This window comes from Lactobacillus sp. LL6, assembly GCF_007570935.1.
GTDB lineage: Bacteria > Bacillota > Bacilli > Lactobacillales > Lactobacillaceae > Lactobacillus.
The window spans coordinates 533,067-548,235 of record NZ_VLLR01000001.1 but is presented as its reverse complement, the minus strand read 5'-3'; the positions used below and the strand labels follow the sequence as shown (position 1 = coordinate 548,235).

The 15,169-nt window shown below is 34.4% G+C and carries 14 protein-coding genes; 1 reads left to right on the top strand and 13 read right to left on the bottom strand.

Features of this window, described 5'->3' with window-relative positions:
• Positions 1–5: 5 nt before the first annotated feature.
• The 8 genes from lgt to FOD82_RS02775 form a co-directional block, all read right to left on the bottom strand.
• Positions 6–842, bottom strand: coding sequence for a prolipoprotein diacylglyceryl transferase (gene lgt / locus FOD82_RS02810; RefSeq protein ID WP_144354978.1), 837 nt, complete (start codon positions 840–842; stop codon positions 6–8).
• Positions 843–1,799 (bottom strand): HPr(Ser) kinase/phosphatase, encoded by a 957-nt coding sequence (gene hprK, locus FOD82_RS02805; protein WP_144354977.1) that lies wholly within the window; start codon positions 1,797–1,799, stop codon positions 843–845.
• A 13-nt stretch (positions 1,800–1,812) separates the two neighbouring features.
• Positions 1,813–2,067, bottom strand: coding sequence for a hypothetical protein (locus FOD82_RS02800; protein WP_144354976.1), 255 nt, complete (start codon positions 2,065–2,067; stop codon positions 1,813–1,815).
• 8 nt (positions 2,068–2,075) lie between these two features.
• Positions 2,076–3,192, bottom strand: a protein-coding gene (gene prfB / locus FOD82_RS02795; protein WP_186277704.1) for a peptide chain release factor 2 whose coding sequence is annotated in 2 segments (ribosomal slippage) — positions 2,076–3,119 and positions 3,121–3,192 — 1,116 coding nt in all. Because the reading frame shifts where the segments join, the coding sequence is not laid out codon by codon here.
• A 57-nt stretch (positions 3,193–3,249) separates the two neighbouring features.
• The gene (gene secA / locus FOD82_RS02790) at positions 3,250–5,649 is read right to left on the bottom strand and encodes a preprotein translocase subunit SecA (RefSeq protein ID WP_144354974.1); all 2,400 of its coding nucleotides are present in this window, start codon (positions 5,647–5,649) and stop codon (positions 3,250–3,252) included.
• A gap of 138 nt (positions 5,650–5,787) precedes the next feature.
• Positions 5,788–6,333 carry a ribosome-associated translation inhibitor RaiA gene (raiA, locus tag FOD82_RS02785; protein WP_144354973.1) on the bottom strand — a complete coding sequence of 182 codons (546 nt, stop codon included), beginning with the start codon at positions 6,331–6,333 and terminating at the stop codon, positions 5,788–5,790.
• 92 nt (positions 6,334–6,425) lie between these two features.
• Complete coding sequence (locus tag FOD82_RS02780) at positions 6,426–7,118, bottom strand: ComF family protein (protein WP_144354972.1); 693 nt, start codon at positions 7,116–7,118, stop codon at positions 6,426–6,428.
• Positions 7,115–8,398, bottom strand: coding sequence for a helicase-related protein (locus FOD82_RS02775; RefSeq protein WP_144354971.1), 1,284 nt, complete (start codon positions 8,396–8,398; stop codon positions 7,115–7,117). The genes FOD82_RS02780 and FOD82_RS02775 overlap by 4 nt, the downstream gene beginning before the upstream one ends.
• 54 nt (positions 8,399–8,452) lie before the next feature.
• On the opposite strand from FOD82_RS02775, the gene FOD82_RS02770 reads away from it, so the two are divergent.
• Positions 8,453–9,115: a YigZ family protein gene (locus tag FOD82_RS02770; protein ID WP_144354970.1), complete on the top strand. Its 663-nt coding sequence runs from the start codon at positions 8,453–8,455 to the stop codon at positions 9,113–9,115.
• Positions 9,116–9,139: 24 nt separating this feature from the next.
• Here FOD82_RS02770 and FOD82_RS02765 read toward each other — a convergent pair whose 3' ends face one another.
• The 5 genes from FOD82_RS02765 to FOD82_RS02745 form a co-directional block, all read right to left on the bottom strand.
• Positions 9,140–10,297 carry an MraY family glycosyltransferase gene (locus FOD82_RS02765; protein WP_144354969.1) on the bottom strand — a complete coding sequence of 386 codons (1,158 nt, stop codon included), beginning with the start codon at positions 10,295–10,297 and terminating at the stop codon, positions 9,140–9,142.
• Between the two features lie 107 nt (positions 10,298–10,404).
• On the bottom strand, positions 10,405–12,036 hold the full coding sequence (rny, locus tag FOD82_RS02760) for a ribonuclease Y (protein WP_144354968.1): 1,632 nt from the start codon (positions 12,034–12,036) through the stop codon (positions 10,405–10,407).
• Between the two features lie 115 nt (positions 12,037–12,151).
• Positions 12,152–13,231, bottom strand: coding sequence for a recombinase RecA (gene recA / locus FOD82_RS02755; protein ID WP_144354967.1), 1,080 nt, complete (start codon positions 13,229–13,231; stop codon positions 12,152–12,154).
• A gap of 174 nt (positions 13,232–13,405) precedes the next feature.
• On the bottom strand, positions 13,406–13,984 hold the full coding sequence (gene pgsA / locus FOD82_RS02750; protein ID WP_144354966.1) for a CDP-diacylglycerol--glycerol-3-phosphate 3-phosphatidyltransferase: 579 nt from the start codon (positions 13,982–13,984) through the stop codon (positions 13,406–13,408).
• A 16-nt stretch (positions 13,985–14,000) separates the two neighbouring features.
• A complete protein-coding gene (locus FOD82_RS02745; RefSeq protein ID WP_144354965.1) occupies positions 14,001–15,152 on the bottom strand; it encodes a helix-turn-helix domain-containing protein in 1,152 nt (383 codons plus the stop codon).
• Positions 15,153–15,169 lie beyond the last annotated feature (17 nt).

Genomic DNA, 15,169 nt, shown 5'->3' with positions numbered 1-15,169 from the left:
ATTAATTAACTTCTTGTATATGGATACTTTAAGCCGCTTCCTTCAAGATACCACTTAGGCTTAACTACTTTTCGCCGGTAAATCCATAAACCAATTACCGCAAAAAATAATATTAAGCTAAGGGCCTGAGAAACACGAACTACTCCAAATATATATAAACTATCCGTTCTTAATCCTTCAACAAAGAACCGTACTGCCGAATACCATAACAAATAACTCATAAAAACTTCGCCTTGTTTAAAGAGATGTTTTTTATGACGTAAACTTAAAATCAAAATCAAACCAATCAAATTAAAAAATGATTCATACAAAAATGTAGGTTGATAATAAACCCCATTAATTTTCATTTGTTGGATGATAAATTCTGGCAAATGCAAACTTTGCAAAAAGTGCAAAGTTGTTGGACCACCATGAGCTTCTTGGTTAACAAAGTTACCCCAGCGTCCAATTACTTGAGCAGCCATTACACCCGGAGCAATAATATCTAACATTAAAAATGGGGGTAAGTTTCGTTTATGGCAAAATATCAATAAAACAAGTAATCCTGCAATTAATCCTCCATAAACTGCTATCCCACCATTCCAAATAGCTATTATTTGATCAGGGTGTTGCGAGTAATAATTCCATTCGAATATTACATAGTAGGCTCTTGCTCCCACATAACCTAATGGAACTGCCCACAATAATAAATCTATAAAATCATCACTAGCAATTTGTCTTTTTTTTCCTTCACTAATTGCCATCCAGGTTGCGACCATAATTGCAATGGCCATAATAATACCGTACCATTTAACGCTCAAGTTTCCTAGATGAAAAGCAATTGGATTTAAAACTAATTGCATTTATTTTTTCCCTTTTGCATCCTGCTTTGAGTTATCCGCAATCAAATTAACTAAATTATTATCAAATACCTTAGTTGCATCATATCCCATCTTCTTAGCACGGAAATTCATTGCTGCAACTTCAATAATACTTTCAATATTGCGACCTACTTTAACAGGAATAGTAATTTGTGGAATTTGAACATTACAAATTTCACGTGTATCTTCATTAAAACCTAATCGATCATAATTTTCATTATCTTTCCAATTAGCTAACTTAATTACTAATTGAATTTCTGTTCGATCTTTAACAGCACCAGCACCAAATAAATTCATTACATCAATAATACCTATTCCGCGAATTTCCATCAAGTGACGTAAAATTTTAGGTGCTTCTCCCATAACAGTGTCGTGATCTTTTTGATAAGCATCAACTCTATCATCGGCAATTAAACGATGTCCGCGATGTACTAAGCCCAAAGCTGTTTCAGACTTTCCGACACCAGATGCTCCAATAAGCATTACCCCCATACCCTTAATTTCAACAAGTACTCCATGAATACTAGTTCTTTTTGCTAAGCGTTCACGTAAATAATCTGTCAAAATGCTAGAAACATAGGTAGTTGATTCAGGAGATTGTAAAATTGGAATATCCGCTTTATCTGCTGCCTCTTTTAATTCTTCTGGAACTGGAAGAGAACGCGAAATCAAAAAACATGGAGTTTCATCAGTACACATTTTTGTAAAAACTCGCATTCGAGTTTCATGATCTAATCTCGCTGCATAGGAAATCTCAGTTCGACCCAAAAGCTGAATACGTTGTTTAGGATAAAAATCAAAATAACCTGTTAATTCCAAACCAGGACGATAAATATCTGAAACTGAAATTTCTTTTTCATCAACTACATGTTCACCTTGATAAACATGAATAATTTTATTATCACGAATTAATTTTTTTAATTGAACTGCTTCTACCATTTTTATGCCTCAATTATTTATCTACATCTTTAGTAGTCACATTACGTGCTTTTTTACGACCGGAGTTAGATTGTGTTTTATTAGTAAAATTACCATTTGAAGGCATATTATTCCCTTTTTTGGCTGATAATTTTAACAATAACCAAATAATACCCACTGCTACTGCCGCCACGGGAAGTAGCATAATAAATATATGAAATAAAGCAAACAGCATACTTAAAATTATTACTGCAACTAATACAAGAACAATAATTCCTGTTAAAGACATATTATCACCTACTCTGGATTTTCTTGTGCTAATAACCACTGCAAATATGCATAAATAAATGGATTTAACTTTCCATCCATTACACCACTTGTATCTGCGGTTTCATAGCCTGTACGTAAATCCTTAACCAAATTATAAGGATGAAAAACATATGACCGAATCTGTGAACCCCAACCTATTTCTTTTTGTTCACCTTTTAAGGCTTGTTTTTGCTTAAGTTTCTTTTCTTCTTCTAAATGAAACAGCTTCGCACGTAATTCATTCATTGCAGTTTCTCGGTTTTGCAGTTGAGATCTTTGAGCTTGTGAAGTTGTAACAATTCCTGTTGGTAGGTGGGTAATTCTTACCGCACTTGAAGTTTTATTAATATGCTGACCACCGGCACCACTTGAACGATACACATCTATACGCAAATCTTTTGGATCAATATCAACTTCAATACTATCATCAATTTCTGGAATGACTTCGACCGAAGCAAAAGAAGTATGTCTTCTTTTAGCGGAATCAAATGGTGAAATACGTACTAAACGATGAACACCATTTTCTGATTTGAGCATCCCATATGCATTTTTTCCGCTAATTCTGACGCTAACACTCTTTAATCCAGCTTCTTCACCAGGTTCATAATTATTGATTTCAAAATTTAATCCATTAGCATCACAATAGCGCTGATACATTCTAAAGAGCATCTGCCCCCAATCCATAGCTTCAGTACCACCGGCACCTGGGTGAATTTCCATTAATGCATTATGTCCATCATATTTTCCGGATAAAAGTAAGTCTAACTCATAATTGTGGAAATTCTCTTGCAAACTTTGCAAATTTTCTTCAACTTCAGTTTGCAATTCTGGATCCTCTTCCATACGTAATAACTCAAGAGCAGCAATTTCGTCATTGTAATCATTTTCAAGCTTCATAAATGAATCACGTTTTTCCTTAAGGAGATTATTTTCCGCAATTAATTTTTGAGCTTTTTCTTGATTATTCCAAAAATCTGGCTCCGCCATCTTTGCCTCATTAATTTCGATGCTTTCATTTATTGCATCTAAGTCAAAGAGACCCCCTAAAGTGATCTAGACGCTTATTTAATTCATCTAGCACACTTTGAATTTCACTAATTTCCATAAATTTCACCTTTTATTCTTTAAAAAAAGAGGAAGTTCTCCACCTCCTCTTTTGGCCTTAACGACTAAGATTTTGTCTAATTTCTGCCTTCATGAATAAGCGAGTTACATCAAATTCAATGTTAGAAACCATTTCTTCAAACATTCTATAACCAGAATCTTGATATTCAACAAGTGGATTAAGTTGTCCGTAGCCACGAAGCCCAATTGATTGACGTAATTGATCCATAGCATCAATATGATCAGTCCAACGATCATCAACAACACGTAAGATAACTACTTTTTCAAATTCAAGCATTTGGGACTTATCTGCTAAAGCCTTTTCCTTTTCTTCAAAGTTTGCTTCAACAATGTCATAGAGCTTTTTCTTCAATTCTTCAGGCGTAATCGTCTTAAAGTCAATCTTATCAGCTTCTTCTTCTGAAGTTAAACTAGAAATGATGAAGTCACGAAGTGAGTCTAGACGCCAGTCTTTTCTTTCACCTTGAGTAAACATTGCAATTTGACTATCAATAGTTCTATGAATCATTGGAATTAATACTGGTTTTAAAGTATCTTCCGATTCAATTACTTGCATACGTTCGCCGTAAATTATTTCACGTTGAATTCTCATAACATCATCATATTGAAGAGTTTGCTTACGTGTATCATAGTTATTACCTTCAACACGCTTTTGTGCTGATTCAACCTGACGAGTAATCAAGCGACTTTCAATAACTTTATCATCATCATTGTCTGATAAACGATCCAAGAAAGTCTTAACCCGATCTCCACCAAATCGTTTCATCAAATCATCTTCAAGCGAGAGATAGAATCTTGTATATCCAGGATCTCCTTGTCTACCAGAACGTCCACGAAGCTGGTTATCAATACGACGAGATTCATGACGTTCGGTCCCAATAACAGCTAATCCACCTAATTCTTTTACACCAGGCCCTAATTTGATATCAGTACCACGTCCAGCCATGTTAGTAGCAATAGTTACAGCACCCTTTTGACCAGCATTCATGATAATCTGAGCTTCTTTTGCGTGATTTTTAGCATTCAACACAGCATGTGGAATTCCTTCTTCATCCAGCATATGGCTAAGTCTTTCAGAACTTTCAATAGCTACAGTACCAACTAAAACTGGTTGTCCTTTAGCATGACGTTCTTTGATTTCTTTAACAACAGCCTTAAACTTTGAATCAAGAGTTGGATAAAGAATATCCGGCATATCTTTTCTAGCGATTGGACGGTTAGTTGGAATCGTGATTACCTGCATATTATAGATTTCACGGAATTCTTCTTCTTCAGTCTTACCTGTACCAGTCATACCAGACAACTTATTATACATTCTAAAGAAGTTTTGGTAAGTGATTGTTGCTTGTGTCTTAGATTCTTCTTGAATCTTTACACCTTCTTTTGCTTCAATAGCTTGGTGAAGACCATCTGAATAACGACGTCCCTCCATTACACGACCAGTAAAGGAGTCCACAATCATTACTTCGCCATCTTGAACAACATAATCAATATCTTTTAACATGATATAGTTAGCACGAAGAGCTTGGTCAATATGGTGAACTAACTTTTGATTTTCAACATCATACAAATTTTTAAGACCAAAATGTTCTTCAGCTTTAGCAATACCTGATCTAGTTAAAGCGATAGTCTTAGTTGGCCAGTCAATCTTGTAATCGCCAAAATCTTCATCGCTTTCTTCTTCATCATCACTTTTATCTTCAGTTAAAGTTTTAACAAAGCGATCAGCACGAATATAATCACTATTTGCTTGTTCAGCTTCCCCTGAAATAATCAATGGAGTTCTAGCTTCATCAATTAAAATAGAGTCAACTTCGTCGATAATTGCGTAGTTAAGCGGACGCTGTACCATCTGCTCCTTATAAACTACCATGTTATCACGTAAATAATCAAAACCTAGTTCTGAATTTGTTGAATAAGTAACATCACAATTATAAGCTTCACGCTTTTCATCAGGTGACATAGAGTTAAGGTTAAGACCTACAGTAAGACCGAGCCATTTATAAAGCTGACCCATCTCTTCTTCGTCACGACTTGATAAGTATTCGTTAACAGTAACAACGTGTACACCCTTTTGCTCTAAAGCATTCAAATATACTGGCATAGTAGCCGTTAAAGTCTTACCTTCACCAGTCATCATTTCTGCAATATTACCAAAGTGAAGCGCAATACCACCTAAAATCTGAACGTGGAATGGGTAAAGCCCAAGGACACGTTTAGCCCCTTCTCTGGCAGTCGCAAACGCTTCTGGCAAAATATCATCTAAAGTTTCACCTTGTTGCAAACGTTCACGAAATTCTGGTGTTTTTGCTTTTAATTCATCATCAGAAAGCTTACTGTATTCATCTGATAATGCTTCTACTTTTTCTGCATATTTTTCAAATTTTTTCAGTTCTCTTTTATCAGCGTTATATAGTTTTTTTATTATGTTTGCCATTCAATCGATCCTTATATATCGTAAAGTCTAGAAATACAGATTAATTTTAACATGATTATTCCAAAATGGAAAATAAACCAGCAAAAGCCTCGCATAAATTTATGCGAGGCCTTCATATTCATTAGTTTGATTTTATTTTTATTCGTTAGTTTCAATTAAACCATAACGTCCATCGTTTCTACGGTAGACAATGCTTGTGCCATTAGTTTCTGCATCTTGAAATACAAAGAAATCATGTTCAAGCATATCCATTTGCAAAATTGCTTCTTCTGGATCCATCGGCTTTAAATCAACTTGCTTGTTACGAACGATATCAAATTCGTTTGGCTTCTTTTCTTCTTCCTCAGTAGTTTCAACGAAGAAATCTTGAAGACCCTTTTCACGGCTCTTTCTATTAACGCGAGTCTTGTACTTTCTAATTTGACGTTCAAGCTTTTCAGAAACAAAGTCGATACTGCGATACATATCATCCGTGGTTTCTTCTGCTCTTAAAACTAAGTATGGTAATGGAATAGTAACTTCAACTTTAGCAGTACGATCACGATAAACTTTCAAGTTAACATGAGCAATTACATCTTGATCAAGTTCAAAATACTTTTCAAGTTTATTTAAGCGCTTTTCAACATAGCTTCTTAAAGCATCAGTTACTTCGATATTTTCTCCACGAACATTGTACTTTAACATATAAGATTCTCCTTCCACCGATTGTACGGTTTTTTGTTTACATATTTATTATAGCAGAATATGTAAGCGTTTTACAATATTTTCCAACTTATTTATCGACAAATTGAAAAACTCTCAATTTGAGAATCCGGAAAGTGCTCCCATACCTTATCTCGAGCATGATAAAGCGTTCTTCCCGTAGTATAGATGTCATCCAGCAATACAATTTTCCTTATATTTAAATTTTCTCTGATTTGAACTTTTTTTGCAAGCAAAAAACCTTGGCCTGTTTTTAAGCGCTCTTGTTTGTTTTTTTCGCCCTGACTATCCAGTCCAGCCTCTTTAATTAAAAGTGGTGTTAAAGGCAAAATATCAGCATAAATTGCACTAATTGTATCAAACTGCCTTCTTTTTTGATGTTCTGGAGAAGTTGGTATTGGAACATATAAATCTGCCTTTAATTTTTTAAGTTCTTTTTTGCATAACTCTGCTAATACATCTTTCAATATATAATCTCCATAACGTTTATATTGGACCATTAAGTCATGAAAATACAAATTATAACGAAAGATAGCATGATTTTTTAATGTTTTACCATGATATTTTTTCTGCCAATACTCACAATCAGAGCATATACCTTCTTTTTCCAAATTTTTTGAACAAATTCTGCATTGAATTGATGATAATCGCTCAAACTTTGCTAAACAATGAGGACATAATTTAGTTTGAGTATAATTATTTAAAGAAAAAATCTTCAAATAAGATATTTCAGGCGCATAACTTTGTCCGCATAATAAACAAATCATTGATTCATTTTCCTTATCTGCTTCATAGCAGCTTTAATATTTTTAGTATATTTATGATAGCAATATAATACTAGTCCAGTTTTGTCATCTTTTGCTCTTCCCACGCGCCCAGCAATTTGAACCAAACTTGCACTGGTATAAATTTCGTCATCTGCTGCTACGATAATTACCCATACATGCTTAAAAGTTACCCCACGTTCTAAAATAGTAGTCGTAACTAATAATTGTAATTTATTCTCACGAAACTCCTGTACTTTTTCTAGTCTCCTTTTATCAGCTGCATGAACCCCATCCATCTTAACTTCTTGAAGTTGACTATTCTTTTTTAAAGCTTGTAAATATACTGGAATTTGTTCAACTCGTGGCACAAATAGCAAAAGCGGATGTCCATGTTTAATAACTGTAATAATTTCATTTAATAATTTTGGATGAATCTTATCTTTTTGCAAAAATGGTCGCAAAAACAATTTTTCTTTTGGTACTGGCAATAATCCTCCATGAAAACGTCTATTTAGTTTTAAGACTTCTAAATTTCCTTCCTTCACTTCTTTGAGTAAATCATCAGTTGGAGTTGCTGTTAAGTATACTCTCACACCAGACACTTTTATAGCATGTTTAGCAGCAAAGTGCAGTTGCCTATCGCCTGCATAAGGAAAAGAGTCAACCTCATCAATAATTAATAAATCGAAAGCTTGATAAAATTTTAATAATTGATGCGTAGTACAAATAGTCAATTGATCAAAACTTGCCTCATTAAATTCTCGTCCATGATATTTACCAATTTTTATTTTTTCAAAAGCTTGGCAAAATCTAGGATAAAGCTCATTTACCACATCAATTCTTGGTGTAGCAATACAAGCTCTCTTACCTAAACTCATACATTTTGCAATCAATTCAAATAACATCTCAGTTTTTCCTGCACCCGTTACTGCATGAACCAAACTATTCTTTTTTGATAAATAATTATTTACAAGATTAGTAGAAATATTTTGTTGTAAAGGAGTTAATGTGCCTTTCCAAGAAAGACCGCCATCTAGTATTTTTTTAAAATCTTTTTCTATTTGATAGCCAACTATTGTATCCCCTTCTACAATTCTGCCAATTCCAATACATTCTCTGCAATATAATTTTTGGTTAGGTAACTTTGCATAAACATTTGCACCGCAACGTTGGCAATAATTATTTTTTATTGCAGGAATTTTCATACAGCCATCAAATGTGCTAGAATCCTCTTGACTGGTTAGCCATTGGCGACCAATTAATGGTGTCAAATCTTGCATAATTTTTCACCTCATACTTTCACAATAATATTTACGTAAAAAGAGGCGAGTTCTTTGTCAGAAAAAGAAAATTTTTTAACTATTAAGGAAAACGGCAATCATGAAATTATTATCAAAAAGAGTAAATTTATCGCTAGTTTAGCTCGAGTAACATCTGTAGAAGAAGCTAATGAATTTATTCAAGAAATCTCAAAAAAATATCGCGATGCTAATCACAACACATTTGCTTATACTATCGGCCTTCATGATGACCAAGTAAAAGCCAGCGATAACGGCGAGCCTTCCGGAACAGCCGGTGTTCCTGAGCTTAAGGCTTTGCAATTGATGAATATTAAAAATGTTGTAGTAGTGGTTACCAGATATTTTGGAGGAATTAAACTTGGTGCAGGTGGCTTAATTCGCGCTTATTCTAATAGTGTGACTGAAGGAGTTCAAAAAATTGGCGTAGTAAAACGAGTTTTGCAACAAGAGCTAATTTTTTCAGTTGCATATAATCGTTTTGATGAAGTGGATCATTATTTAAAAGAAAATAAAGTATTTATTTCAAATACAGAATATGGTGTTGATGTAAAAATAAGCGTTTTTCTTGATGAAAGTGATGTAAGTCAATTTGAAGCTGATATTATTAATCTTTTATCAGGACAAGTGGAATTTAATAAAGGAGAAAAACGCTATAACGAAATTCCAGTTGAAAATACAAATTATCATGAACAATAAAAAATGGACCCATAAGGTCCATTTTTATTTATTATTTTTATGCTGCTTTAATTGATTAGGTTTTTCTTCTCCCAAATGCCAAACCTCAACTGTTGGGTCAACTTTGCTCTTTTTATTAATCATTTTTTGAATTATATGCATTAAAGGGTGATATCTCTCACCTAATAACCCAATTGACTCCACAAAGAGTTCCAAAGCAAATAATAATGCAACAATTAATGGCCAAATTCCCCAAGTTGGTGAAAGCAAAAATAAAAGTGAAATGAATGAAAATACCAACGATAATGCATAAATCGTTAAAACAGTTTGTCGATGAGTAAGTCCCATCTTCATTAATTGGTGATGAAGGTGATGCTTATCAGCTTGGGAAATTGGTTTTTTATTTAGCCAGCGGCGAATCATTGCGTACACGGTATCTGTAATTGGAACTCCTAGAATTATAATTGGTACAAGTAAAGAAATAAAAGTTACATTTTTTAGTCCTTTTAAAGACAATACCGCAATCATGAAACCAATAAAAAGCGCTCCAGTATCCCCTAAAAAAATCTTAGCTGGATGAAAATTATAAGGCAAAAATCCAAGTAAACATGCCGCCATCATGAAGCAAGCAATCGGAACATACAATTGATGAGTATGTAAAAAGAAATAACCAACTATTCCCATAGTTGTTAGTGAAATCATTGATACACCATCAGCAAGTCCATCTAAGCCATCAATTAGATTAACTGCATTAGTTAATGCCAAAATCCAAAAAATAGTTATCGGCAGACTCCACCACCCTAGCTGAATTTCTTTATGAACAAAAGGAACATTTAAAACATTCATCCTAATTCCAGCTAAAAAATAAATAATTAAAGATGCAATAAAAATCCCTATCATTTTTTGGCGAGGTTTAAGTTCCAATATATCATCAATCATCCCTGTTAATACAATAACGCTAGATGCCAATAATACTGAAAAAAGCTCATGCGTAGGAAACTGATCCCTTAATAAAACAAATGCCCCAATATTATAAGTTACAAAAATCCCTAAACCACCAATAGTAGGCATCGGTTTTTTATTAACTCTTCTTGCATTAGGATTATCAACTGCTCCAAGCACAAATGCTAAACGCCTAATAAAAGGCGTGATAGCCGCTTGAATGATAACTAAAAAGAATAATTCAACAATAATTTTAAACATATCTTGCTACTTTCTTTATAAATGCTAGCCTTAATTATACAAGTAGAGACAATTTTGCACAAATTCAAATTAAATAAAAAAGCTAGATCCATAAAGATCTAGCTTTTTTATTTTGCAACTGCAACTACACGTTTTTCACGAATCACAGTAATTTTAATATTACCTGGATAATCAAGTTCTTTTTCTACTTGATTTCTAATATCTCGTGCCAAAATCGTTGTGCGATCGTCTGAAATTTCATCAGGTTCAACCATAACTCGAACCTCACGTCCAGCTTGAATAGCATAGGCTTCCTTAACACCTTGATAGCTTTTAGCGATTTTTTCAAGTTCTGTTAAACGTCTAATATAATTTTCCAAACTCTCACTTCTAGCTCCTGGACGAGCAGAAGACAATGTATCTGCAGCAACAACTAGCTCTGCAATATACGACAATTTTGGTACATCTCCGTGGTGTGCAGCAATCGCATTAATAACCAAGTCAGGTTCATGATACTTTCTAGTTAATTCTACACCTATTTCTACGTGAGAACCTTCAATATCATGATCGATGGCTTTTCCAATATCGTGTAATAATCCCGCACGAACTGCTAATTTTTCATCTAAGCCAAGTTCTGCAGCCATAGTACCAGCAAGCTTACCAACTTCAATTGAGTGAGCAAGGACATTTTGACCATATGAAGTACGATACTTAAGTCGACCTAATACCTTAACTAATTCTGGATTCATTCTATGAATCCCAAGTTCCATTAAGGCGCTTTCACCAGCTTCATAAATATCATCATTTACTTCTTTTCTGGCCTTATCAACCATTTCCTCAATTCGAGCAGGATGAATTCGACCATCTTTAATCAAACGCTCCATTGCTCTTTTAGCAATTTCACGTCTAATCGGATCAAACCCGCTCAAGGTAACAACTTTTGGTGTATCATCGATAATTAAATCAATACCAGTAAGAGCCTCAAAAGATCGAATATTGCGTCCTTCACGACCAATAATTCTACCTTTCATTTCTTCATTTGGTAAATCTACTACCGAAACTGTTGTTTCAGCTACAGTATCTGCAGCGCTACTTTGAATAGCATCGACAATTACTTGATGAGCAAAATGATCAGCTTTAGCTTGAACTTCTTCATTGCTATTTCTAATCATTTCAGCACGTTCTTTAACAAGTTCATCTGATAAGTTGCTTAAAACTAATTCTTTAGCTTTCTCCTTATCAAGACTAGCAACTTCATAAAGTTTTTGCTTTCTCTTTTCAACTAATTCATCAGCATCACTTAGTTTTTGATCTAAGCTAGCTTTTTGCTGCTTTAGTTTGTCTTCTTTTTGTGTGAGTCCGGCTTCTCTTTCATCCAATAAAGAATTCTTATGATCTAACGTATCTTCACGCTGTTGAAGACGATTATGCTGACGAGCTATTTCATCACGCTTTACATTCAGTTCGTCTTCAGTTTTTTGTTTATAATCATGGATTTCTTCTTGGGCTTCAAGAATTTTTTCTTTTTTAGTATTCTCAGCAGCCTGCTTTATGGCTTCAGCGGCTTGCTTTTGCGCATTAACTTCTGCTTCAGCAGCAGCAACTTGTGATTTAGCATCTGCTAAGATGTGGGCAGCATCCTGTTGAGCGTTTTGAGCATTTTTCTCCCAAACGTTCTTTCTAATGCTATATCCAATACCAGAACCTACAACAATTGAAACAATAGCAACTAGGGCGGGAATCAAAATTGTATTTATCATGATTACTATCGCCTTTTTTTAGATTATTCACACCAACTTTAATAATAAAGAACCTGAAAGCACATGTCAATTAGCAAGAAAAAAACCTTGGAAATTTCTAACCAAGGTTTCTTAATTATTTTTTGTTATCTTTTTTTGCTTCTTCAGCTTCTTCACGTTTTTCCTTTACTTTTTCAGGATTTTCACGATCTTCAACTGCTTGCTCATCAATACCAAATTCTTGGCGAACACGAGTATTAACATCTTGATAAACGTCGGGATGATCTTCTAAGAACTTCTTAGCATTTTCTCGACCCTGACCAATTCTTTCAGTATTGTAAGAATACCAAGAGCCAGCCTTATCAATAATGTCCTTTTCAACAGCCATATCAAGAAGTTCCCCACTTTGGGAAATCCCATGTCCATACATAATATCAACTTCAGCAACTTTAAATGGAGGAGCAACCTTATTTTTAACAACCTTTAATTTTACACGATTACCAATTACATCTCCAGATTGCTTGATTTGTTCAGCACGGCGAACTTCTAATCTAATAGTTGAATAAAATTTAAGTGCGCGTCCACCTGGTGTAGTTTCAGGATTACCAAACATTACACCAACTTTTTCACGAATTTGATTAATAAATAATGCAATTGTCTTAGTCTTAGAAATAGTGCCTGAAAGCTTTCTAAGTGCTTGACTCATAAGACGGGCTTGAAGTCCAACATGAGCATCGCCCATATCACCTTCAATTTCAGCACGAGGAACTAATGCAGCTACTGAGTCAACTACTACAATATCAATGGCTCCACTAGAAATTAATGTATCTGCAATTTCCAGTCCTTCTTCACCAGTATTAGGTTGAGATAAAATAAGGGAATCAATATCAACACCTAATGCTTCTGCATAAGCTGGATCCATCGCATTTTCTGCATCAATATAAGCAGCTGTTCCGCCACGCTTTTGAACTTCAGCAACAGCATGAAGAGCAACTGTAGTCTTACCAGAAGATTCTGGGCCATAAATTTCTACAATTCTTCCTCTAGGATAGCCACCTACCCCAATAGCGGCATCTAAAGCAAGTGATCCGGTAGGTACAGTAGAAATTTGAGTATCTGCTTTTTCGCCCATTCTCATAACTGCACCCTTACCAAAGTTCTTTTCAATTTTCTTAAGAGCTGCATCTAAAGCAGCTTTTTTCTCATCTTTGGCCAAAATTATCCCCCTCCTAAAAAATACATCTTAATAATTATACTTTGATTTACTATAATTTGGCAAGAAAAAAGCAAACTAGTGTTTTTTATTTTTCTTATCGTTTTTTAAATACGCATAAAAACTAATATTTTTTGTAAAAAAAGAAGCACTTTTTATAGCGCTTCCTTAAATCTTTTACATTGAACCTTTGAATACACTCCATGAACCACGGAAATAATCGATTCCTGAGTAAATAGCAAAAATTAATGCAATATAAAGTAATACTGTACCAATGTAATATGGATCACCAAGTAATAAGAAAATAATTGCAAGCATTTGTGCTGTTGTTTTAATTTTACCTGGCATTTTAGCAGCAATAACCTCTCCATCATTTTCAACTACAATCAAACGAAGGCCAGTTACAGCTAATTCACGACAAACAATGATAGCTACTACCCAAGCTGGAGCCAAATTTAAAGAAACCAAAAAGATAAATGCTGTCATCGTTAACATCTTATCGGCAAGTGGATCTGCAAACTTACCAAAGTTTGTCACCAAACCTCTTGCTCTAGCAATATGACCATCAAGCCAATCAGTTGCAGAAGCCACTGCAAATACTATCATTGCAATAACTTGAAGCCAGGAAACAGTTGTTCCTTGGACTACTCCTACAGGAGCAGTATAGCCACCCGTTGCACTTCTAAAAATAATCAATAACATGAAAACTGGAATCATAAAGATTCTGAACATAGTTAATTTATTAGGTAAATTCATTTAACTTTCTCCTGCTTTAGTTATTTCCACCATTGTTGGTATTGTTAGTGGTATTAGTGTTTTCAGTGTTGTTTGCATTATTAGTAGTTTCAGCACTGCTTGATTGAGTAGTAGATTGGCGAGTAGAACTTGATTGTGTTTGCTCTTGACGGCTACTTTGCGTAGGAGTACTTGATTGAGCATGAGTCTGTTCTTGATGACTGCTTTGATGAGTTTCAGTTTGAGACTGAGAACTTTGATGAGTCTGAGATTGCGTATTAGTAGAATGACTAGGGGTGGTATTAGTTGTAGTATTATTTTCAGTACTTTCACTTGAAGTAGTGGTTGAATTATTACTACTTGAGTGACGCTTTGCAGTCTTACCAATAAGCAAAGTAAGAGTCAAATTGCTACCCTTTTTAGTATATGGAATCTTCTTTCCACCAACAGTCACTTGAGAATCAGTATCATTACTCATAGTTACTACTACAGTATTTGCATCTTCTGGAATAGACATTGTGTGCTTTCCATTAGCAGCCAAAGTTTGAGACCATTGGCTATTGCCATTAACAGAAACTGATGCAGTAACAGTTTGATTACCAGCCTTAATTACTAACTTACGGTTACTCTTCAAACCAGTAATTCTAAACTCATCTTCACCTAAACGACTAACTTTAACACTGCTAGTTTTAACTGCAGGTTTAGTCTTTTTCTTTGAAGAAGAACTAGTTTGAGAAGAAACCGTCACATTATTACTTGCATTATCATTGCGTTGATTGCCAGATGATAAACGTGCATACAGTACATAAACAACTAAAATGGCTACAATAATTCCTAAGCCAATACCGATTTTAGGAAGATAGTTCTGCCATAAATCTTTTTTGTTATTAGTAGTTTCACGAACTTCTTCTTGTTTATTATCAATAGAATTTTCAACATATTCATCAGGCTTGGATTCTGGAACATCTTGATGATATTCACTAAGAAGTTCTTTTCCATCTAACCCAACAACCTGTGCATATTGTCTAATAAATGCTCTAACATAAAAATCGCCTGGAAGCTTATCAAATTCATCATTTTCAATAGCAGTAAGATATCTGCTTTGAATTTTCGTTGCCTTTTCAATATCTTGAATTGAAAGACCCTTTGCTTCTCTAGCACTACGTAATTTATCTCCAATATCTGCCATATTTACCTCTTCGAAAT